Here is a 22,073-nt window from a genome sequence, read left to right as displayed (position 1 = left end):
TAAAAAATGACTGTTCATATCGGGGCCGCCAAGGGCGAGATTGCCGAAACCGTTTTGCTGCCGGGAGACCCCTACCGCGCGAAATGGGCAGCCGAGACATTTCTGAAAGATGTGCGCCTCGTAAATGAGGTACGCGGGATGCTGGGGTTCACCGGCACATGGAATGGTCATCCGGTGACAATTCAGGGCAGCGGGATGGGCATGCCATCCCTGTCTATCTACGTGAATGAACTGATCCGCGACTATGATGCCAAGACCCTGATCCGCATCGGTTCCTGTGGTGGCATGCAAGATAAGGTGAAGATCCGCGATGTGATCCTCGCCATGACAGCGACAACCACCGGCTCCCCCTCACGCGGGATTTTCAAGGAGGTCAATTTCGCCCCCTGCGCCGATTGGTCCCTGCTTCAGGCGGCCGTAAAAGCCGCTGAAACCCATAAGCTGACCCCGCATGTTGGCGGCATCTATTCGTCGGATGTGTTCTACGATGAACGCCCAGATCTGAACGAGCAAATGGTGCGCCACGGCATTCTGGGCGTTGAGATGGAAGCCGCTGAGCTTTACACGCTTGCAGCGCGCTACGGATGTCGCGCCCTGGCAGTGTTGACCGTGTCCGATCACCTCGGCACAGGCGAGGCGCTGCCCTCCGATCAGCGCGAACGCAGCTTCGGAGATATGGTGGAGATCGCACTTGCGGCGGCATTCGCCTGAACTGATCAAACCCTGTAGTCCAAAGAAAAAGGCAGCGCCTCAGGCGTTGCCTTTTTCCGATTGGCAGGATCGCAGATCAGCTGCGCCCATGACTGCCATCGTAGCCATTGCGCGCAGGTGATTGCCAGCCGTCCAACGCAGTGCCCTCGGGCGTAAAGACCTCTACCAACAGCGGGTAGCATGCAGCACTGTCGCTGGTGTGTTCCGATCCACAATCGCCCCCAGGACACGCACTTAATGCGCCCAACAGGTCAATTTCGGCGAAAAACTCAAGATAGTCACCGGGGCGCACCGGACTGGCCTTCATGAAATACTGCCCGGTATCGCGGGTAAACCCGGTGCACATGAAAACGTTCAGAACGTCGTGTACTTGCCGCTCCGCGTCTGCCAGCGATAGGTTCAGTTCATCAGCCAGTGCACGGGTCAGATTGGAGTGGCAGCAATGATGATAATGGCCGCCGCCGAGAAGGTTGCCGGTATAGGGATCGCAGCGTGTGCCGATCACGTCATGTACTGATCCACCGTAGCTGTCGATCCCGTACCAACCAAGACTATCGGCAACAATGGTCGCCATGGGGCGCAGATGCGGCAGTGTACTCCACAGCCTCTCCCCGGCTGTCACATGGGTTCCGTGCAAAGCCCGCGTCTTGCCGGAGAAAAACCGCTCGCTCAGATCGGCGTCGTTCCAGAGGTTCAGGTCCCCCACCTGCGCCCCTTCGACCGATGTAATTCGGAAAAAACTGCCGGCTGCGACACGAAAACAAGCCGCCTGGCGCGGGGCGACAATCACCTCATCGGTCTTCCGCGCTGTCTCACGCGCTTCAAGGTATCGTGGCAAATCCGGCTTTGGCAGCGTTTCGTTGGGATAGCAGATCACTGGCGGGATCGCGCGCCGCTCCTCTGCATCAGACGGCCACCCTGTCTCGGCGTTTGGGAGCTCAGTATTGGACATGGCGCAAACCTCTTTATTGTTTGCGCCATGAAAGCCAAAGCGACGCCCCGAGACAAGCGGTGATTGCGACCGCGTTCCCTAGCCGCCTAACCTCAGATCACCACCACATCCAGCGGCGGGAAGCCATTGAACCCGACCGATGCATAGGTGGTCGTATAGGCGCCACAGGCATGGATCACGACGCGGTCTCCGGCTTTTAGCTCCAGCGGCATTTGATACAGCTGCTTTTCATAGAGCACATCGGCGCTATCACACGATGGGCCAGCCAGAATGCAGGGACCGGTCTGCCCATCACCATGATCCGTGGTGATGCGATAGCGGATCGCCTCGTCCATGGTTTCGGCCAGACCGGAGAATTTTCCGATGTCCAGATAGACCCAGCGGTGCAGATCACCCGCATCCTTGCGCGACACCAGTAGAACTTCTGCCGCGATTGCGCCTGCCTCTGCCACCAGCCCGCGGCCCGGTTCCGCCATGATTTCGCAGGCGTCCGGAAAACGGGCGTTCACCAGCGCCATTACTTCCTGCGCGTAGCGGTTCGGCGCCATCACCTCAGTGCCATAGCTGGCGGGAAAACCGCCGCCAATGTTCAGCAGGGTCAGTTCATGTCCGGCGCTCTTGGCCGCGCGCCAGACCTGCGCCACCTGATCAAGCGTGTCGGCCCACATCTGCGGATCACGGGTCTGCGATCCGACATGGAAGGAAAGGCCAGATACGCATAGACCAAGGTCGCGGGCACGGTCCATCAGGGTCAGCGCCATCGCAGGGGTACAGCCGAACTTACGGCTCAACGGCCAATCAGCGCCGGTCGCCTCAACCAGCAGACGGATACAAACCCGCGCACCCGGCGCGTGCTCAGCCAGTTTTTCCATCTCCGCCAAGGCATCAACGGCGAAATGCGTGATACCGATCTCATGCGCGAAAGCGATATCCGCCGGACGCTTGATGGTGTTGCCAAAGGTGATCTGTTTCGGTTTTGCGCCAGCGGCCAGACACATCTCGATCTCAGCCCGGCTGGCCGCATCGAAATTCGATCCCATGCTGGTCAGGCGCCTCAGGATCTGCGGCTCCGGATTGGCTTTAACAGCGTAGTGAATACGGGCGCGGCCCAGACCCTGCGCGAGGGCGGCGTATTGCCGGGCAACAGCCTGACTGTCGATCACCAGTGTCGGTCGGTCAAACGCGTTCTGTGCAATGTAAGACAGGTGGCGAGAAACGGGGACAATAGCATCTTGACGGGCAAGTTGCCCGGTTACGTTTGCGTTCATGGTCATCTCCAAAAGACCCGGCCATCTATGACCGCTCACTTCAATCAGAGACGTTACCGTCGCTACGTAACCATGGGGGATAACCCTTGGGACAGAGGCGCGTGCGTTGGCGTCTGTGCGCCATATCCACCAAAGCAATGAGTCGATCAAGCATTTTTTTAGCCCTATCCCTCAACTTATACGGGATAGTCGCACGTGCCGTGTTTCAGCGATCTCATCGGCCATAGAACATCGTGATTTCAGGGAACGCCCCTGCCTACCCGGCCTGCCGCAGACATAGTTTCGGCGCCGCAGAGCCGGGGTGTACTGCCCCGCAAGCCGCACATCTCCATTGGTCAGCAGCGCGTTCCTGCCGCCAACGACAATGTCGGCTCAGACTGGACGTTTTTTTCCGCCAAAGGAAATATCCGAAAACGCCAAACAACAGGAAGAGGATCAACACGGGCATGTGGCCTGTCTATCTACCGTTCTATTCAGCCGCAACTGCTGCCAACGCCGCCCTGCTCCGACCAATCAGGCCGCAGCGTAGTAATCGACAACGCCCTCAGTGGTCGCAGGCTCTGTGATAGCGCGGGAGGCCACGCGTGGTTCCGGCACATAGTAAGCCCAGGCCTGTTCCAGATGTGCCAGTGCTTCGGCAGCTCGCCCTACCTTCGGTGATATCGACGAATTGGCAGCCGTCTGGTGAAGTTGCGTCGCGGCTTGATCGGTCATGTGATCGCTCCTGCTCAAGAGAATGCCTCTCCCCTGCTCAGGAATTTATGCCTGTGAGCGTGCTAACACACCCTCCGTTTCAACAAGATCGCCATGCGCGCAGCGCAACCCCATACGCAAGCGATCTCTGACAAAACAGAGTCTGACGATAAAAAGAAAAACGCCGCTCAAAGATCCTGAGCGGCGTTTGATATTGCGTATGCTGCGTCAGATCAGACCGCGCGCTCCACCATCATCTGTTTGATGTGCGAAATCGCCTTGGCCGGGTTCAGGCCCTTGGGACAGGTTTTTGCGCAATTCATAATCGTGTGGCAGCGGTAGAGCTTAAAGGGGTCTTCCAGCTCATCCAGACGCTCCGGTGTCGCCTCATCCCGGCTGTCGATGATCCAGCGGTACGCATGCAGCAGTGCGGCCGGCCCAAGATAACGATCACCGTTCCACCAATAGCTGGGGCAGGACGTCGAACAGGAGGCACACATCACACATTCATAAAGACCGTCGAGTTTCTTGCGATCCTCGATAGACTGTTTCCACTCTTTTGCAGGGCGGTTGGTCTTGGTTTCCAGCCACGGCATGATTGAGGCGTGCTGCGCATAGAAATGCGTCAAATCAGGGATCAGATCCTTCACCACCGGCATATGCGGCAGCGGATAGACTTTCACGTCACCTTTGATTTCATCCAGCCCGTAGATGCACGCCAGCGTATTGATGCCGTCGATGTTCATCGCGCAAGAGCCGCAGATCCCTTCGCGGCACGACCGACGGAATGTCAGGGTTGGATCAATCTCATTCTTGATCTTGATGAGCGCGTCCAGAACCATCGGACCGCATTTGTCCATATCGACAAAATAGGTATCCACCTGCGGGTTCTTGCCGTCGTCCGGGTTCCAGCGATAAATGCTGAACTTGCGCACATTGGTTGCGCCTTCGGGCTTGGGCCAGGTTTTACCCGTGGTGATCTTGGAATTTTTCGGAAGTGCGAATTCGACCATAGATCGTTCTCCTTGCTTAGCTGCCCACCATCCGCAGGCGCGAGGCGCTGCGGAGGCAGGAGATCGGTGTCTGCGGCCCGGGCAGGCCGGATCGCAGATCTTTGGGTGTCGCGGCCATGCCAGCCGCAATTTCATAGGCGCGGGACAGCATCAGAACAGCCGTCCCGCCGCAAAAGGGGGATGCCCTGCCAGCTGTGACAGCCGGGCCGCATCATCGGGGTAGTGCCGCGTCAAAGCCGCCAGCAGTGCCGCATCACGGGCCGCGAGGTGCAGGATCGCCTGATATTCTGCGTCCTCCGCCATCTGTTGGCAGCGTTGATCCGTCTTCAGATCAAAATCGGCGTTGCCCCGATCCTTGTCAAAGGACGAGCCACCGCCATAGGTTTGTATCTTGCCGAGGGTGTTGTCTGCGCAGGGCAAATCCAGGCGACCCAGCAGATCCGTCCGATAGTGGGCACTGCGCATCCAACGGTCGTAGTCAACCACCACCAGCGCAAGTTCATCCGCATGTGAGGCCAGCTCCAGCATGCGCCGATAGCTGTCAATTGCCCGCAGCAGCACAGCGTTACGCTGAACCAGAGAAAAGGCGGGGTTGCCCTGAAGCTTCTTCAACAACGACGCGGACCAGTTCAAAAACCCACGCAACAGCAGGATATCGCCACTCAGCAGGCGTTCATCCAGATCACCCGAGACGGGACGATCCAGACTGTAATCCGACGGAACAGTGTCCTCGTAAGAAATCAACAGCAGACCACCCGAGGCCATTGACGCGCCAAGCTCTGGCAGATCACGCGCCTCTGACCGCGACAGGCCCACGGTATTTCGCTCTATTCCCTGATGGTGCGAAAGCGGCATGCGGGCCGATTTGCAGTTGTTGAAGAACAGAGCCTGCTGACCCGGCGCGTTGCGCTGCAACCAATTAGCGACCGCATGATTGCCAGACCGCCGCATCCCGAACAGGCGGAGTGCGACGTTAGGCTGCCAGCCAAGAGAAGGCCAACCGCCGGGTTGTTCTGCAGCAGATGCCGGAGGTGGTGTCGAAACGTCTTGCTCGAGTGCCATCATAGCAGCCCCCAACCATGTGCACTCAGCTCCCGCGAGGGGGCGCTGAGTGTCATGTGATATGCAGGAACTGCGCGCATCACGGTCTTAGAACGTCCGGGCCTTGGGGGCGATCTTCGCCTCGCTGATGCCGCCTTCGGCCTCAGTGGTGAGAGGATCCACAATAACCGGGCGATAGGACAGATCCACCTTGTTGCCGTCAACACGGCTCACGGTATGGACACGCCATTTCTCATCGTCCCGGCTGGTGAAATCCTCATGGGCATGGGCACCACGGCTTTCCTGACGCGCCTCTGCCCCGACAATTGTCGCCAGGGCGTTTGGCATCAAGTTGGTCAGCTCAAGCGTTTCCATCAGGTCAGAGTTCCAGACCAGCGACCGGTCCGTCACAGCCAGATCGTCGATCTTTGCTGCGATGGCGGTCATCTTGGTCACACCTTCCGCCATGGTCTCCGATGTGCGGAACACCGCGGCATCGCTTTGCATGGTCCGCTGCATCTCCAAACGCAGATCCGAGGTTGGAATGCCGCCCTTGGCATAGCGCAGGCCGTCAAATCGGTCGAAGGCTTTGTCCACCTGCGCCTGATTAAGAACAGGGTTGGGCGCATCAGCATCCACCACCTTGCCCGCACGGATTGCCGCAGCGCGGCCAAAGACCACAAGATCGATGAGCGAGTTGGACCCCAACCGGTTGGCCCCGTGAACTGAGGCACAGCCCGCCTCGCCCACAGCCATCAGACCCGGCACCACAGCGGTCGGATCCTCGGCTGTCGGGTTCAGCACCTCACCCCAGTAGTTGGTCGGGATACCGCCCATGTTGTAGTGAACCGTTGGCAGAACCGGGATCGGTTCCTTGGTCACATCCACGCCGGCAAAGATCTTCGCGCTTTCGGAGATCCCCGGCAGGCGTTCCGCCAACGCTTCGGCTGGCAGATGGCTGAGGTTCAGGTGAATGTGATCACCATGTTCACCCACACCGCGACCCTCGCGGATCTCCATCGTCATTGAACGCGAAACATAGTCACGCGGCGCCAGATCCTTGTACTGGGGCGCATAGCGCTCCATGAAGCGTTCGCCTTCGGAGTTGGTCAAATATCCGCCTTCGCCCCGCGCGCCCTCGGTGATCAGACAGCCGGAGCCATAGATCCCTGTGGGGTGGAATTGCACGAATTCCATATCCTGCAGCGCAAGGCCTGCCCGCGCCACCATGCCACCGCCATCACCGGTACAGGTATGCGCAGAGGTTGCCGAGAAATAGGCACGGCCGTAACCGCCAGTTGCCAGCACCACCATCTTCGCGTTGAAGACATGCATGGTGCCGTCATCGAGCTTCCAGCACACCACGCCCTGACATTGCCCGTCGTCGGACATGATCAGGTCGATGGCGAAATACTCGACATAGAACTCAGCATTGTTCTTCAGCGACTGACCATAGAGCGTATGCAGGATGGCGTGGCCGGTCCGGTCCGCAGCGGCACAGGTCCGCTGCACTGCGGGGCCTTCACCAAACTCGGTGGTATGCCCACCGAAGGGGCGCTGGTAGATCTTGCCCTCTTCGGTGCGCGAGAACGGCACGCCGTAATGCTCCAGCTCGTAAACCGCCTTGGGCGCTTCACGTGCGAGATACTCCATCGCATCGGTATCGCCGAGCCAGTCAGACCCTTTGACCGTGTCATACATATGCCACTGCCAGTGGTCAGGCCCCATGTTGGACAGGGACGCCGCAATGCCGCCCTGGGCCGCCACGGTGTGCGAGCGGGTCGGGAAGACCTTCGTCACGCAGGCCGTGCGCAGCCCCTGCTCCGCCATGCCGAGGGTGGCGCGCAGGCCGGCACCACCGGCGCCAACCACGACCACGTCATAATCATGTGTTTCGTATTCGTAAGCAGCCATTGAAAACCTCGGGATTTACAGCGCCAGGCGGATCAGCGCATAGGCGCTGACCGCGGCCACGGCATAAGACAGGCAGGTGACCAGAATGATCGTCAGACGACCGGCAAAGCCATGCACATAGTCCTCGATCATGATCTGCGCACCCGATTTGAAGTGCATCATGCCGACCCAGATGGTCAGCAGAGCAACAAGTGCGGGAAACGGGCGAGCGTAGTAAGCAGTGATCTCTTCATAAGACCCGCCCAGTGCGGAGCCAAAAGTAAACACAAACAACGGCACCAAAATCAGCAGCCCGATGGAGCTGACCTGCATCGACCAGTGATGTGCCGTGCCGGATTTCGCAGCACCCATGCCAACGGCACGCTTGCGATCTGTCAAATAACGCATTGCGATTGCTCCTTCAGATCAAACGATAACAAGGGTGAGGACAGTCAGCACAACCGACCCGACAATGACGAACCAGCCCAGTTTCTGCGCAGGTTCCAGATCCAGCATCTTGCCGTTGTCCCAGATCAGGTGACGCACACCGGCCAGCGTGTGATACCAAAGGCCAAGCACCGACAGGCTCATCACGATGTCGCCGAACCAGCTGGTCATTACAGCATTGGCAGTGCGGAAGTAGTCTTCAGAGGTTGCCGCCGCCAGAAACCACCATGCAATCAACAACGCGCTCACGATAAGGGCATTGCCCGTAATCCGCGTCAGGATCGAGGTGATCGAAGTGATCTGCGGGCGATAGACCTGCAAATGTGGCGAAAGCGGGCGGTTGCCCCGATTTACATCGGCCATGTTGGCTCCTTTCCGGTTAGCTGACGACGTTTTAGAGGTTTTTTACGTCCTGTCACGCAAACGAGCGGTAAAAATGCGCAGTTATTTTTAAGAATGCCGCGAAAACAGCAATATGTGATCACACGCTTCCGGTAAGTGATCACAAAATAGGATACACGGGAATCCTTACAGAATCACATGGTGTTCGCGATTTTATGGGATCGTCGGGAGAAAGCTGCTCAATCCCGCGTTCTGCTGCGCCACTTCACGTAACAGCTTTTTACGGATCGCTTCCGGATAGTCCTCAAACCCTGCTGCCGTCTGCACAAAGGCGCCCGCTCCATGAATGACCTGCTCAAAGAAATAGGCCGTCAGATCCGGCTCGCTCTCCTCAATGGCCAAAGCATTCACCGTGACGCCAGCGGCGCTGAGCGCGCCCCGGATGGCGGTTGGCTCCACCCCCTCGTTGGACGGTCCGTCGCCAGAAACATCAATCACTCGGCGGCGGCATCCGGGTACGGTTTGAAACTGCTCAATGGCCAGCTGCAGCGCCTCTCCTATGCCCGTTGCATAGTTGCGCCAGGGCCGCGGCGCCGCCGCGATATCAGCCGCCAGCTGGTCCAAGGCTCGAAAGTCCGAAGCATGCCGCCAGCTGAGCGTGATCTCCTGACGACCGCTGCCTGACCACTGCATCAATGCCACCCGCGCCTGCGCCCGCACCAGGGCCTCCGCCACGACGCCATCCTGCAATGCTGCAGCCAGGCCTTCCATCTGTATGCGGTATTCTTCGACGTCGACGCTGCCGGAGACATCCACTGCCAGCACCAATGCCAGATCACAGGCGCGCGCCGGTATCGGCACCTGAGCAAAAAGCATGAAAACCATCAGTCGAAGGATCCGCATATCTTGAGCTTAGCGAAAACCGACCCGCATCCCTATTGTTTTCCGCACCCCGTTGCGCCATCCGCAAACAGGGTCTCGATCGGCGCCCAATGGTCAAATGGTTTCCGGCTGTATCGATCGAAGGCAAACCAATTGCCCCCACCTGCCGGTTGATCCCAGCGCCGATCAATCTCCACCCCCGCCAAGGCACAGAAAAGCAAAGTACCCACTGCACCATGACCACAGACAATCAACGCGCTGTCCGGGTAGTCCGCCTCGAGGGCGCATATCTCCCGCAAGATGCGGTCTTGCGCATCCACCGCCCGCTCCCAACCGCGCACTGATTGCAAGGGACTCGCAAAAAACGCATCTGCCTGCGCTTCAAATGCGGCCGCTGGCAGATAGCCCGTGCTGGTTCGGTCGTTTTCGTGCAGCCCCCTGCGCTGGTCGACCGCAGCCCCAAGCGCTGCCGCCAGTGGCGCGGCGGTCTCGACGGCTTTGCGCTCAGCGCTGGAGATCACCGCCGCCTTTCCTGCCAGCTGCAGCCGAGCGAAGCGCTGCGCCAGTTCCGTCACACGCAAGGCCCCGACGTCTGACAAACCCCAATCCGGCACCGCAACTGTTGCGTCAACCGTCACCTGCGGATGCGAGATGTAAAGAACTGTTCCCGGATCACCTATGTTCATGGCTTTTGCACATCGCTTCGCCTGTGAGAAGGTTCCAGCCAAGGCCGATTTCAAAACAGAAACCGCCTCAACCAGCTGTTATCACAAAGGCATTAATGCCCAATAGTCGAGATCCAGGAGAACCTCCGGGTGATATTTGCCATCGTCCCCTTTCAGCCGGAAGGGAGCACCGCCGCTGGTCGCGACCAGTCGCAAGCGGATCGCCCCGACGCCGGGCGCGCGGGTTTCAACCTTGTCCAGCACCTCCGACCAAGCACGGATTGTCATGCCGGATGTGCAGGGGTTTGCATGCGCGCCTCCGTTCAATCCAACAATCATCTGGGCATTGGCCAAGCCGTTGAAGGACAGCGCCCGCGCCATGGAGATCACATGCCCGCCGTAGATCAGCCGCGATCCATCCGGTCGAGCCGTGGTGTCAAAGTGAACCTTGGCCGTGTTCTGCCACAGCCGGGTTGCGAGCATATGCTCGGCCTCTTCCACCGTGACACCGTCGATGTGGTCAATCTGTTCCCCCACCGCATAGTCGCCCCAGCGGTGCGGCTCCCCCGCGAGCGTGAAATCATAGCTGGAGAAATCCAGCCCTTCGGGAATGACCAGATCCTCAGCCGGGATCACCCGGGTGAGTTCGGGGATACAGGTCTCAGGCGCGGGCGCCTCCAGATTGCCTTTGCGCACCATGACCCAGCGCACATAGTCCAGCACGCAGTCACCCCGCTGGTTGAGGCCACGTGTGCGAACATAGACGACACCGGATTTGCCGTTGGAATTCTGTTTGACCCCAATCACTTCGCTTTCGGCGCGCAGGGTATCTCCGGCATAGACCGGCAGATGCCAGCGCCCTTCGGCATAGCCAAGGTTTGCCACCGCATTCAACGAAACATCCGGAACGGTCTTCCCAAAGACCATGTGGAACGCCGCCAGATCCTCTAGCGGCGCGCCCGCCAGACCACATCCGCGCGCAAATTCATCCGAGGAGTAGAGCGCATGCCGCGCCGGGTAGAGCGCGTGATACAATGCGCGCTCCCCCCCCGAGACGGTGCGCGGCACCGCATGATGCAACACATCGCCGACGGCATAGTCCTCAAAGAAGCGGCCCGGATTGGTCTTGGCCATTAGTGCTCTCCCAGTTTGGTCTCGGGGGTATAGGTGCCGGGCACCTCTTTCACCACAGATTGACCGCAGCGCATGATCCCCTTCACGGGGTCGAAAGTCTGGGTCGGACTTCCGTAGAGCTCCCACCCTTTGTTCAGCGCATCGGTCACCTTGTGACAGAACGCCGAGGTGTCGTCCTCAGACAGAAATCGATAGAGTTTCATCAGTGATTACCCCGGAAACGGCGAGGGGCCGATCAGCCCGTGAACATAACCGATCACACCCAATAGGACGATCGACACGACAAAGAACATGGCATCCTTGGCAAGGCTGCCCTTTGGGTTTGCTGTCCAGACTGGTTCAGCGCGGTTGATCACAACCATTTCCGCCAGCGCCCAGACCAGCATGCTCCCAAAGAGCACGAAGGAGGCCGGATCCCAGTTTACCAGCAGATGTGCGACCGCCCACATCGCAAAGCCCAGCAACATGGGATGGCGGAGTTTGTAGAACAGCGCGCCTTTGCTGGGACCAGGGCTGGTGAAGTAAAGCGCCAGCAGCAGCAACGTGTTGTTGATATGTGTGAAAAACGGCGGCGGCAGGGCCAGATCAAACGACTCCGCACTGCGGTAGCCAATCACCATCAGGACCACGCTCGCCAGCAGGATAAGCGCCATCAGCCCCTTGCCACGATCACCAAGAGCCGCGCGCGCATCCGGCGCCAAACGTTTGAAAAAATGGGCGCCCCACCAAATCAGGATGCCTAGAAGCAACAATGCCATGTCAGTCTCCCAAAGAATTATGACCGACCCAACGCCTAGGCTGAAACTGCTGCGATTGCATCCGCTTTTGCAAGAATTTCGCGGGCAGTGACCACGTGCAGGTTCTCGACAATCTTGCCATCCACAACAGCCACACCCTGCCCCTCTGCCTCTGCGGCGTCAAACGCCGCGATTTGACGTCGCGCGAGGTCAATCTCGTCCTCGGAAGGGGCGAAGGCGACATTTGCCACATCCACCTGCGCCGGGTGGATCAATGTCTTGCCATCAAACCCCATGTCGCGGCCCTGACTACACTCAGCTTCCAACCCTTCGGCATCCTTAAAGGCGTTATAGACCCCGTCGACAATGACCACACCTTCCGCCTTGGCCGCCAACAGACACTGCCCCAGCCCCGCCATCAGCGGCAAGCGATCCGGACGAAAGCGCACCTGCAGCTCCTTCGCCAGATCATTGGTCCCCATCACCATGCCTTGCAACAGCGGATGCGCGGCGATGGCCGCGGCGTTCAACATGCCGCGCGGAGTTTCCATCATCGCCCACAGCGGTTTATTCCCTGTGATGGTTGCCAGAGTGTCCAGATCTGCTGGAGAGGAGACTTTGGGCAACAGGATCGCATCACAGTCCATTTTAGCCGCCGCCGCAGCATCAGCGCGTCCCCATTCGGTATCCAATCCGTTGATCCGAACAATCTTCATCCGCGCCCCATAGCCACCTTCGCGCAGCGCCTCTTCCAACGTCTGGCGGGCGTTTTCTTTCTCATCCGCCGAGACCGCGTCCTCAAGATCAAAGATGATCGCATCCACCGGCAGATTGCGGGCCTTGTCCAGCGCGCGAGGCTTGGACCCCGGGATATACAGAACCGACCGATAGGGGCGTGTGCGCGGATCCATGATTAATCTCCTGAGTCATTTTGTTGCGCAAACGGCTACATAATTGAAAGTAATCTTTCAAGTGAAATGATGCCGCACCGCAGAATAAGTCGCCTCAGCACAGCAAGCGAGAAGCGCTGTAATCACACTAAAGATCTGATAAATAGTTATTATTACTGTCTCCAACCCCCAAGAACGGGCCGTTAAGAGGATGTCAGCTTCTTTTCGTCACTCTGATTGCACCGGATGAGGATCGAACCAAAACGGCATCATACATCCGGGAGCGGGCGCAGCAGCCCGTGCAGACGATGACGCGATACCGGCACGGCGCACACCCTGTCCGGGTCTGATCAAATGACCCGAAGGGCAAGCCCACCGCCGGATCTTCCGGAAAGGGTAAAACCCATGTTGAAGAAGACGTTTGAACTTGCAGTCCTCAAAAGCGCCGCTTTGGCAGCACTCGCCCTGATGGCACTGCCCGCTGTCGCACAGACCAGCAACAACTGCGCGCCCCGCGATCAGGTGGTGAAGCGCCTTGCCGAACGCTACGGCGAAAGTCGGCAGAGCATCGGCATCGGCCAACGCGGCGTGGTGATGGAAACCTTCGCCTCGGCGGATACCGGCAGCTGGACCATCACAATCACCACCCCCGGCGGCGTGACCTGTCTTGTGGCCTCGGGCCAGTCTTATGAGTTTCTGGCGGAGGCCTTACCAGTCGTCGACAGTGACGCCTGAGCGGGCTTCCTCGCAAGGTGAGCCTTAGAGGTGAGACATCCGATCTGACCAGCCGGCGGAGGGGCCGCGTGACAACGGCCCTCTGCCAGCAGCCCAAGATCCGCCCCCGCTCAGGTCAGCCCGTCCCAAATCAGCTTCGTCCCGGTGGTAACCAACAGCACATAGGTCAGACCAAAAAAGACCGGCTCAGATACCCTGTGATGTAAGCGGACCCCGATCCAAGCCCCAAGCAGGGCAAAGGGCGTCAACATCAGATCCAGCGTCAATGACGCGGGCGTCACCATCCCCAGCATCGCATAGGGGACGAACTTTGCCGCATTCAGGATACCGAACACCAATACGGTCGAGGCTTGGTATTCTGTTTTGCTCATATTGCGTCCAAGCAGATAGACAGCCGCCGGCGGCCCACCAGCGTGGCTTACGAAACTTGTAAACCCGGCAACCACGCCGGCCACAATCCCGGTCACATCCGCCTTTTCGCGCGGCTTGGCCAATCGTGCCCTCAACCGCCCGGACAGCTGCCAGGCCACAAACGCGACCGAGATGACACCAATCAATATCCGCATCGCATCGGCGTCGACGGATTTGTAGAACACCGCCCCCAATGCGACGCCAGGCAAACCGCCGAGGATCAACAAGAGCGACTCCCGCAGCCGCCAGCGCCCCCAATAAGGCCGCAGCGAGGCGACATCGATCAACATCAACAGAGGCAACATGAAAGCAAGCGCCACGCCAGGTTCTACAATCAGAGCGAGAATCGAAGACGACGCAAAGGCCGCGCCCGATCCAAAACCGGCCTTGGAAACACCAGCAAACGTAATTGCCAATACCGCTACCAGAAAAAACATCACTGTAATCTCAGGCATCTGAGAAATCCCTCTAAGTGCCTCATATGTCGGTTTTTTAAACGCATCTGTCCGATTTGAACAGTCTGCGGCACATCGGCCTTCGCCGCGCAGGGATCTTGCGCCACGCCACGGAACGGCTTAGTCCTCCCGGCAATCACAACCGGACCGGAGATAAATTCCAATGGCTCGACCCAAAATCGCCCTGATTGGCGCAGGTCAGATCGGTGGCACACTTGCCCACCTCGCAGCACTGAAAGAACTCGGCGACGTCGTCCTGTTCGACATTGCCGAAGGCACCCCCGAAGGCAAGGCGCTCGACATCGCTGAATCCGGTCCTTCCGAAGGCTTTGACGCCAAGCTGAAGGGCACCCAATCCTACGAGGATATCGCTGGTGCAGACGTCTGCATCGTGACGGCCGGTGTGCCGCGCAAGCCCGGCATGAGCCGCGACGATCTTCTGGGAATCAACCTCAAGGTCATGAAATCCGTCGGTGAGGGCATCCGTGACCACGCACCGGACGCATTTGTGATCTGCATCACCAACCCTCTGGATGCAATGGTCTGGGCTCTGCGCGAGTTCTCCGGCCTGCCCCACGAGAAAGTCTGCGGCATGGCTGGTGTGCTGGACAGCGCCCGCTTCCGCCACTTCCTGGCAGAAGAATTCAACGTTTCCATGAAAGACGTCACCGCGTTTGTTCTGGGCGGCCACGGCGACACCATGGTGCCGCTGACTCGCTACTCGACCGTTGCCGGTATCCCGTTGCCTGATCTAGTCAAGATGGGCTGGACCAGCCAGGAGAAACTGGACGCGATTGTCCAGCGCACCCGCGATGGTGGCGCTGAGATCGTCGGCCTGCTGAAAACCGGCTCCGCCTTCTACGCACCTGCGACCTCCGCGATTGAGATGGCCGAAGCCTACCTCAAGGATCAGAAACGCGTCCTGCCCTGCGCCGCCTACGTTGATGGCGCCCTCGGCCTCAAAGGCATGTATGTAGGCGTGCCGACAGTGATCGGTGCTGGCGGCATCGAACGTGTGATCGACATCAAAATGACCTCGGATGAGCAGACCATGTTCGACAACTCCGTCAACGCGGTCAAAGGCCTGGTTGAGGCCTGCAAAGGTATCGACGGCTCGCTGGCCTAAGATCCAACCAGAATAGCACGAACTTTGCGAAGGCCCGCCCGATTGGCGGGCCTTTTCCTTTGCCTCTTCTACAATTGGCTCTCCTCAGCGCGGCGTCGCACCCGCTCACGTGCAGCCCAGGCGTGCCAAAATGAGATCCGCCCGCGCCACGACGTCAGTTTTCGGCAAAATAACGATATCATAGCCGAGCATCTGATACCCCGCCCGCAGCCGGGTGTATTCCTCACGCGCCTGTGCGTAGCTGTGTCGCCGCTCCGCAGTCTGCCGATAGATTTCCGGCCAGGGCGGCGTCAGAAAGACCACATCATAATAGCGCTCAGCAGGATCCAGAGTGGCCGCAACCGAGAGCCCGTAGGCATGGTCAAGTGCCAGGACGGCATCCATCAATCCACGATCAAAGAACACCCAGCCCATTGCAGTTGTCATCCGTTGCCGATCTGCGCGCGCCAGTTCCATGGCGCGCCGGGCGAAGGCCTCCATATTCACCCAAGGAAGAGCGCCCCCCGCACCACGCATCTCTTGCGCGACGATCCGAAGACCCGGCTCCGGCACGGTCTCAAATCCCCGCCCCGACAGCTCTGCCAGCAGCGTTGACTTCCCCCCGCCGGAACACCCGGACAGGATCACATGCCGTGTCTTGATGTCGGCAGTCATATCGGTGCTCCAGACCTCCTTTGCAATCGGCATCCCACTATTTTCCAGCCCATCATGTGGCTCCGGACCACGCGGCACCGCCGCACCCCAATCAGTTACGCCTTAACCAGATAGATGCCGCATCAGTGTAACGTAGGGTCGGAGTTGATCAAAACCGCTCTTATCGAATCAACTTCGTTCACCTCTTGTAAATTTGTGATCACACGTCGGAAAGCCGTGATCACAAAATCAATAAATCTTCGGGATTTCTTTACCAGCTGTAAGAAAACCCTTTAAACATTGGCGCTATGACGGCGTATTAGATCAAGATAATTGCAGCCAGACGGGACAGTTTCAGATGAACATCCACGAATATCAGGCCAAGGCCCTCCTCCGCAGCTACGGCGCGCCGGTTTCGGACGGGCGTGTGGTGCTCAAGGCAGAAGATGCCAAAACCGCAGCAGGTGAGCTGGACGGCCCGCTCTGGGTGGTCAAAGCTCAAATCCACGCTGGTGGTCGCGGCAAAGGCTCCTTCAAGGAGGCTGACGCGGGCGAAAAAGGCGGCGTGCGCCTGACCAAATCGGTTGAAGAAGCCGCTGACGAAGCCAAGAAAATGCTGGGCCGCACCCTCGTGACCCATCAGACCGGCCCCGCCGGTAAGCAGGTGAACCGCATCTACATCGAGGCAGGCTCCGGCATTCAGACTGAACTCTACCTCGCGCTGCTGGTGGATCGCCAAACCTCGCGCATCTCCTTCGTCTGCTCCACCGAGGGCGGCATGGACATCGAGGAAGTTGCCGAAGCCACCCCCGAGAAAATCCTGTCCTTCTCCGTTGATCCGGCGACTGGCTATCAGGCGTTCCACGGCCGCCGCATCGCTTTCTCGCTCGGTCTTGAAGGCGCACAGGTCAAGCAATGCGTGAAGCTGATGGGTCAACTCTACAAGGCATTTGTCGAAAAAGACATGGAAATGCTGGAAATCAACCCGCTGATCGTCTCCGACACCGGCGATCTAAAGGTGCTGGACGCCAAGGTCGGCTTTGACGGCAACGCGGTTTACCGCCACGCTGATATCTCCGAACTGCGCGACACCACCGAGGAAGACCCCAAAGAGCTGGAAGCCTCCAAATACGATCTGAACTACATCGCTCTGGACGGTGAGATCGGCTGCATGGTGAACGGTGCGGGTCTGGCGATGGCCACCATGGACATCATCAAACTCTACGGCGCTGAGCCTGCCAACTTCCTCGATGTGGGCGGCGGCGCCACCAAAGAGAAAGTGACCGAGGCGTTCAAGATCATCACCTCTGACCCCAACGTCAAAGGCATCCTGGTCAACATCTTCGGCGGCATCATGCGCTGCGACGTCATCGCCGAGGGCGTGGTCGCCGCGGTGAAAGAGGTCGGCCTGAAGGTGCCGCTGGTTGTTCGCCTCGAAGGCACCAATGTGGAAGCCGGCAAAGACATCATCAACACCTCCGGTCTTGATGTCATCGCAGCCGACAACCTGTCCGACGGTGCTGAGAAAATCGTGAAAGCGGTTAAGGGGTAAAGCCGGTTATGCTGCTGTGGGCGATATACGCAATTGCGATCATTCTTGCCGGGTTGGCTGCCGCTTTGGCCGCCGGTTTGGTTGGGCTTGCACTTGTACCGTTGGTTCGGTTTGCCCATCGCAGCGCGCTTTTCCTTTTTGTACCAATCGTAGGGTTCGCGGGGTACTGGGTTTCCAGAACCAGCATCTATCCGATTCAACAAGGTTTTGAGTCAGGAACCATTGACGGTCCTTCCGGCATTGGAGCGGCAGCACTGCTATTTGGCGCCTACGCTTTTGTCATCGCATTTTGCGCTGCATCGTTTTTTGTCTGCGCAAATCTTTGGATCCAGTCTGCGGCGAAGACGCCGAATGAGACGAACTAATCAAGGAGACTCCTAAAATGGCAGTCCTCATCGACGAAAACACCAAAGTGATCTGTCAGGGCTTTACTGGCTCTCAGGGCACCTTCCACTCCGAACAGGCCATCGCCTATGGCACGAAGATGGTCGGCGGCGTGACCCCTGGCAAAGGTGGCCAGACTCACCTGAACCTGCCGGTCTTCAACTCCGTGCACGAAGCCAAGCATGTGACCGAGGCGAATGCCTCTGTGATCTATGTGCCGCCCCCCTTCGCAGCTGACTCCATCCTTGAGGCCATCGACGCCGAAATGGAGCTGATTGTCTGCATCACAGAGGGCATCCCGGTTCTGGACATGATGAAAGTGAAGCGGGCGCTGGAAGACAGTAAATCGCGCCTCATTGGCCCGAACTGCCCCGGCGTGATCACGCCTGATGCCTGCAAGATCGGCATCATGCCCGGCCACATCCACAAACGTGGCTCGGTCGGTGTTGTGTCCCGCTCCGGCACCCTGACCTATGAGGCGGTGAAGCAGACCGCAGACATCGGTCTGGGCCAGTCCACCGCTGTCGGCATCGGCGGCGACCCGATCAAAGGCACCGAACACATCGACGTGCTGGACATGTTCCTGAACGATGATGAAACCCAGTCGATCATCATGATAGGTGAAATCGGTGGCTCCGCTGAAGAAGAAGCGGCAGAATTCATCGCCGAGCAGAAGAAAAAAGGCCGCTGGAAGCCCATCGCGGGCTTTATCGCAGGCCGCACCGCCCCTCCGGGCCGCCGCATGGGTCACGCTGGCGCGATTGTCGCAGGCGGCAAAGGTGGTGCCGAAGACAAGATCGAAGCGATGAAATCCGCTGGTATCGTCGTCGCCGACAGCCCCGCCACACTGGGCGAGGCGGTTCTGAAAGCGATCGGCAAATAATGCCGCAGCCTGCCTCATACGGCATCCAAGATCACTTTCCGGACGGATCTGAACCGTCTGTCCGGAAAATGAGCGCCTGTCATGGGCGCTCTTCTTCCCGTTTCAGGGATCCTTTTGTCGATAGGATTGTTACCTCCAGAGGCCGATCTTATCTGCTGCAGGATTCCAGAGGCGTTTTACTCTTCCGAAACGCCTTCTGATCAGGCTGTCACTCATGACCCCAGGTCGCACTAGAACCGGTCCCAACCCGCAAGAGGTACTTACATGACCGACCAGAGCCCTAACGAACTCTTCCATGCCTCCTCCTTCATGCAGGGGCACAATGCTGAGTATCTTGAGCAGCTCTATGCCCAATACGCCAATGATCCCAACGCGGTGGATGCCGCCTGGGCTGAGTTCTTTCGGCAGATGGGTGACGCAGAATTTGATGTGAAGGCGGAGGCCGCTGGCCCCTCCTGGTCGCGCGCCGACTGGCCGCCTGCCCCCAATGATGATCTGACTGGCGCGTTGACGGGCGAGTGGCCCGCCCCGGCAGAGGCCAAGGGTGCTGGCAAGAAGATCAAGGACCAGGCCGCCGCCAAGGGCGTCGAAGTCACCGATGATCAGGTCCAGCGCGCTGTGCTGGATTCGATCCGGGCCCTGATGCTGATCCGGGCCTACCGGATCCGTGGCCATCTGGCCGCCAATCTCGACCCCCTCGGTATGCGCGAGGAGGCCCAGCATCCCGAGCTGGATCCGCGCACCTATGGCTTCACCGAAGCGGACATGGACCGCCCGATCTTCATCGACAATGTTCTGGGGCTTCAGGTCGCCTCGATGCGCCAGATCGTCAGCATTGTGAAACGGACTTATTGCGGCACCTTTGCGCTACAGTACATGCATATCTCCGATCCCGAACAGGCCAGCTGGCTGAAGGAGCGGATCGAGGGCTACGACAAAGAAATCCGCTTTACCCGCGAGGGCCGCAAGGCGATCCTCAACAAAATGGTTGAGGCAGAGGGTTTCGAGAAATTCCTGCACGTCAAATACATGGGCACAAAGCGCTTTGGTCTGGACGGTGGCGAGAGCCTCATTCCGGCTATGGAGCAAATCATCAAGCGCGGTGGCGCGCTGGGGATCCGCGATATCGTCATCGGCATGCCGCACCGCGGTCGCCTGTCGGTGCTCGCCAATGTGATGCAGAAGCCCTACAAGGCCATTTTCAACGAATTCCAGGGCGGCAGCTTTAAGCCTGAGGATGTCGATGGCTCCGGCGATGTGAAATATCACCTCGGCGCGTCCTCGGATCGCGAATTTGATGGCAACTCCGTTCACCTGTCGCTGACCGCAAACCCCTCCCACCTTGAGGCGGTGAACCCGGTCGTGCTGGGTAAAGTGCGCGCCAAACAGGATCAACTCAAGGATAGCGAGCGCACCAAGGTGCTGCCGATCCTGCTGCACGGTGATGCAGCCTTCGCGGGTCAGGGCGTTGTGGCCGAATGCTTCGCCCTCTCCGGCCTGCGTGGTCACAAGGCCGGCGGCACGATGCATATCGTGGTCAACAACCAGATCGGTTTCACCACGGCACCCCATTTCTCACGCTCTTCGCCCTACCCCACCGACAACGCGCTGGTGGTCGAGGCGCCGATCTTCCACGTCAATGGCGACGATCCGGAAGCTGTGGTTCACGCCGCCAGGGTCGCCACGGAATTCCGCCAGAAATTCCACAAGGATGTCGTTCTCGATATCTTCTGCTACCGCCGGTTTGGCCATAACGAGGGCGACGAGCCCATGTTCACCAACCCGCTGATGTACAAGAAGATCAAAGGCCACAAAACAACCCTGTCGCTTTATACTGAGCGTCTGGTCAAGGATGGCCTGATCCCCGAGGGCGAGATTGAGGATATGAAAGCCTCGTTCCAGGCCCGATTGAATGAGGAATTCGAGGCCGGCAAGAACTTCAAGCCGAACAAGGCGGACTGGCTGGATGGCCGCTGGTCACACCTCGACAAGAAGGACACCGATTACCAGCGCGGCCAGACCTCTGTGTCGCCGGAGACGTTCAAGGACGTGGGCACGGCTCTCAGCCGTGTGCCCGACGGTTTCCCCGTCCACAAGACCATTGGTCGCTTCCTGGACGCACGCGCCAAGATGGTGGACAGCGGCGAGGGGATTGATTGGGCAACCGGTGAGGCGCTCGCCTTCGGCTCTCTCCTGACTGAGGGCTATCCAGTGCGTCTGTCCGGACAGGATGCCACCCGCGGCACCTTCTCCCAGCGCCATTCCGGCATCGTCAACCAGAACACCGAGGAACGTTACTATCCGCTCAACAATATCCGCAGCGGGCAATCCCATTATGAGGTGATCGACTCGGCCCTCAGCGAGTATGCTGTGCTCGGCTTCGAGTATGGCTATTCACTCGCCGAACCCAATGCGCTGACACTCTGGGAAGCGCAGTTCGGTGATTTCGCCAATGGTGCGCAGATCATGTTCGATCAGTTCATCTCCTCCGGCGAAAGCAAATGGCTGCGGATGTCCGGCTTGGTCTGCCTGCTGCCGCACGGGTTTGAGGGCCAGGGGCCAGAGCACTCCTCCGCCCGCCTCGAACGCTTCCTGCAGATGTGTGGCCAAGATAACTGGATCGTGGCGAACTGCACGACACCGGCGAACTACTTCCACATCCTGCGCCGCCAGTTGCACCGTACCTTCCGCAAGCCGCTGATTCTGGTCACGCCGAAATCGCTGCTGCGTCACAAATTGGCCGTGTCCAAGGCAGAAGAGTTCACCACCGGTTCGTCCTTCCACCGTGTGCTGTGGGATGACGCCCAGCATGGCAATTCCGACACCAAGCTGGTCGCGGATGATAAAATCAAGCGCGTCGTTCTCTGCTCGGGCAAGGTCTACTATGACCTTCTGGAAGAACGCGACGCGCGTGGGCTCGACGATGTATATCTGATGCGGATCGAACAATATTATCCGTTCCCTGCCATCTCCCTTGTGAAGGAGCTTGAGCGCTTCAAAGGTGCTGAGGTGGTCTGGTGTCAGGAGGAGCCCAAAAATCAGGGCGCCTGGAGCTTCATCGAACCGAATATCGAATGGGTGCTGACGCGCATCGGCGCCAAGCACAGCCGCCCGACCTATGTCGGTCGCGCCACCTCGGCTTCGCCCGCAACGGGCCTGGCCAGCGAACACAAAGCCCAACAAGCTGCGCTCGTGAACGAAGCGCTGAGCATCGAAGGATAACACC

24 protein-coding genes are annotated in these 22,073 nt (G+C 58.9%); 7 read left to right on the top strand and 17 right to left on the bottom strand.

Annotated elements, in window-relative coordinates:
- Positions 1-6: 6 nt before the first annotated feature.
- The gene (deoD, locus tag D1820_RS14770; protein WP_096870518.1) at positions 7-711 is read left to right on the top strand and encodes a purine-nucleoside phosphorylase; all 705 of its coding nucleotides are present in this window, start codon (positions 7-9) and stop codon (positions 709-711) included.
- Between the two features lie 76 nt (positions 712-787).
- Here the strand turns inward: deoD and D1820_RS14765 are convergent, their stop codons facing one another.
- The 15 genes from D1820_RS14765 to D1820_RS14695 all read right to left on the bottom strand — a co-directional run bounded on the left by D1820_RS14765 (position 788) and on the right by D1820_RS14695 (position 12,689).
- A complete protein-coding gene (locus tag D1820_RS14765; protein WP_118069568.1) occupies positions 788-1,663 on the bottom strand; it encodes a DUF1989 domain-containing protein in 876 nt (291 codons plus the stop codon).
- A 92-nt stretch (positions 1,664-1,755) separates the two neighbouring features.
- Entirely contained in the window at positions 1,756-2,937 is a 1,182-nt protein-coding gene (locus D1820_RS14760; protein WP_118069567.1) for a type III PLP-dependent enzyme, read from the bottom strand.
- A gap of 507 nt (positions 2,938-3,444) precedes the next feature.
- Complete coding sequence (locus D1820_RS14750) at positions 3,445-3,645, bottom strand: hypothetical protein (RefSeq protein WP_118069565.1); 201 nt, start codon at positions 3,643-3,645, stop codon at positions 3,445-3,447.
- A gap of 212 nt (positions 3,646-3,857) precedes the next feature.
- Positions 3,858-4,637 (bottom strand): succinate dehydrogenase iron-sulfur subunit, encoded by a 780-nt coding sequence (locus D1820_RS14745; RefSeq protein ID WP_014873480.1) that lies wholly within the window; start codon positions 4,635-4,637, stop codon positions 3,858-3,860.
- Between the two features lie 16 nt (positions 4,638-4,653).
- Positions 4,654-4,788: a hypothetical protein gene (locus D1820_RS19265; RefSeq protein ID WP_255887164.1), complete on the bottom strand. Its 135-nt coding sequence runs from the start codon at positions 4,786-4,788 to the stop codon at positions 4,654-4,656.
- Entirely contained in the window at positions 4,788-5,699 is a 912-nt protein-coding gene (locus tag D1820_RS14740) for a hypothetical protein (RefSeq protein WP_254683322.1), read from the bottom strand. The genes D1820_RS19265 and D1820_RS14740 overlap by 1 nt, the downstream gene beginning before the upstream one ends.
- An 87-nt stretch (positions 5,700-5,786) precedes the next feature.
- The gene (gene sdhA / locus D1820_RS14735; RefSeq protein ID WP_096870512.1) at positions 5,787-7,592 is read right to left on the bottom strand and encodes a succinate dehydrogenase flavoprotein subunit; all 1,806 of its coding nucleotides are present in this window, start codon (positions 7,590-7,592) and stop codon (positions 5,787-5,789) included.
- A gap of 15 nt (positions 7,593-7,607) precedes the next feature.
- Complete coding sequence (gene sdhD / locus D1820_RS14730; RefSeq protein ID WP_014873477.1) at positions 7,608-7,979, bottom strand: succinate dehydrogenase, hydrophobic membrane anchor protein; 372 nt, start codon at positions 7,977-7,979, stop codon at positions 7,608-7,610.
- A gap of 18 nt (positions 7,980-7,997) precedes the next feature.
- Positions 7,998-8,381, bottom strand: coding sequence for a succinate dehydrogenase, cytochrome b556 subunit (gene sdhC, locus D1820_RS14725; RefSeq protein ID WP_040171217.1), 384 nt, complete (start codon positions 8,379-8,381; stop codon positions 7,998-8,000).
- Positions 8,382-8,573: 192 nt separating this feature from the next.
- Positions 8,574-9,263 carry a DUF1194 domain-containing protein gene (locus tag D1820_RS14720; RefSeq protein ID WP_118069563.1) on the bottom strand — a complete coding sequence of 230 codons (690 nt, stop codon included), beginning with the start codon at positions 9,261-9,263 and terminating at the stop codon, positions 8,574-8,576.
- A 32-nt stretch (positions 9,264-9,295) separates the two neighbouring features.
- A complete protein-coding gene (locus tag D1820_RS14715) occupies positions 9,296-9,928 on the bottom strand; it encodes a histidine phosphatase family protein (RefSeq protein ID WP_118069562.1) in 633 nt (210 codons plus the stop codon).
- Between the two features lie 81 nt (positions 9,929-10,009).
- The gene (locus D1820_RS14710; RefSeq protein ID WP_118069561.1) at positions 10,010-11,041 is read right to left on the bottom strand and encodes a MaoC family dehydratase; all 1,032 of its coding nucleotides are present in this window, start codon (positions 11,039-11,041) and stop codon (positions 10,010-10,012) included.
- A complete protein-coding gene (locus D1820_RS14705; RefSeq protein WP_040104187.1) occupies positions 11,041-11,244 on the bottom strand; it encodes a DUF1737 domain-containing protein in 204 nt (67 codons plus the stop codon). Before D1820_RS14705 ends, D1820_RS14710 begins: the two co-directional genes overlap by 1 nt.
- A 6-nt stretch (positions 11,245-11,250) precedes the next feature.
- Positions 11,251-11,799 (bottom strand): NnrU family protein, encoded by a 549-nt coding sequence (locus tag D1820_RS14700; protein WP_118069560.1) that lies wholly within the window; start codon positions 11,797-11,799, stop codon positions 11,251-11,253.
- A 35-nt stretch (positions 11,800-11,834) separates the two neighbouring features.
- Entirely contained in the window at positions 11,835-12,689 is an 855-nt protein-coding gene (locus tag D1820_RS14695; protein WP_118069559.1) for a CoA ester lyase, read from the bottom strand.
- A gap of 384 nt (positions 12,690-13,073) precedes the next feature.
- On the opposite strand from D1820_RS14695, the gene D1820_RS14690 reads away from it, so the two are divergent.
- Entirely contained in the window at positions 13,074-13,403 is a 330-nt protein-coding gene (locus D1820_RS14690) for a hypothetical protein (protein ID WP_096707435.1), read from the top strand.
- Positions 13,404-13,513: 110 nt separating this feature from the next.
- Here the strand turns inward: D1820_RS14690 and D1820_RS14685 are convergent, their stop codons facing one another.
- Complete coding sequence (locus tag D1820_RS14685; RefSeq protein WP_118069558.1) at positions 13,514-14,269, bottom strand: sulfite exporter TauE/SafE family protein; 756 nt, start codon at positions 14,267-14,269, stop codon at positions 13,514-13,516.
- A gap of 163 nt (positions 14,270-14,432) precedes the next feature.
- Between D1820_RS14685 and mdh the strand changes: the two genes are divergently transcribed.
- Entirely contained in the window at positions 14,433-15,395 is a 963-nt protein-coding gene (mdh, locus tag D1820_RS14680) for a malate dehydrogenase (RefSeq protein WP_014873467.1), read from the top strand.
- 105 nt (positions 15,396-15,500) lie between these two features.
- Here mdh and D1820_RS14675 read toward each other — a convergent pair whose 3' ends face one another.
- Positions 15,501-16,082: an AAA family ATPase gene (locus D1820_RS14675; RefSeq protein WP_371311707.1), complete on the bottom strand. Its 582-nt coding sequence runs from the start codon at positions 16,080-16,082 to the stop codon at positions 15,501-15,503.
- Between the two features lie 304 nt (positions 16,083-16,386).
- Between D1820_RS14675 and sucC the strand changes: the two genes are divergently transcribed.
- From sucC to D1820_RS14655, 4 genes are all read left to right on the top strand, one after another.
- Entirely contained in the window at positions 16,387-17,580 is a 1,194-nt protein-coding gene (sucC, locus tag D1820_RS14670; protein ID WP_061049648.1) for an ADP-forming succinate--CoA ligase subunit beta, read from the top strand.
- Positions 17,581-17,588: 8 nt separating this feature from the next.
- Positions 17,589-17,945, top strand: coding sequence for a hypothetical protein (locus D1820_RS14665; RefSeq protein ID WP_118069557.1), 357 nt, complete (start codon positions 17,589-17,591; stop codon positions 17,943-17,945).
- Positions 17,946-17,962: 17 nt separating this feature from the next.
- Positions 17,963-18,847: a succinate--CoA ligase subunit alpha gene (sucD, locus tag D1820_RS14660; protein WP_014873464.1), complete on the top strand. Its 885-nt coding sequence runs from the start codon at positions 17,963-17,965 to the stop codon at positions 18,845-18,847.
- A gap of 264 nt (positions 18,848-19,111) precedes the next feature.
- Positions 19,112-22,069, top strand: a complete 2,958-nt coding sequence (locus D1820_RS14655) for a 2-oxoglutarate dehydrogenase E1 component (protein ID WP_118069556.1) — start codon at positions 19,112-19,114, stop codon at positions 22,067-22,069.
- Positions 22,070-22,073: the final 4 nt, after the last annotated feature.

Origin of the sequence: Phaeobacter sp. LSS9 (assembly GCF_003443595.1) — a bacterium.
Lineage (GTDB): Bacteria > Pseudomonadota > Alphaproteobacteria > Rhodobacterales > Rhodobacteraceae > Phaeobacter > Phaeobacter piscinae.
Note: the sequence above shows the minus strand (reverse complement) of the source record. Positions and strands in the feature narration are given on the sequence as shown.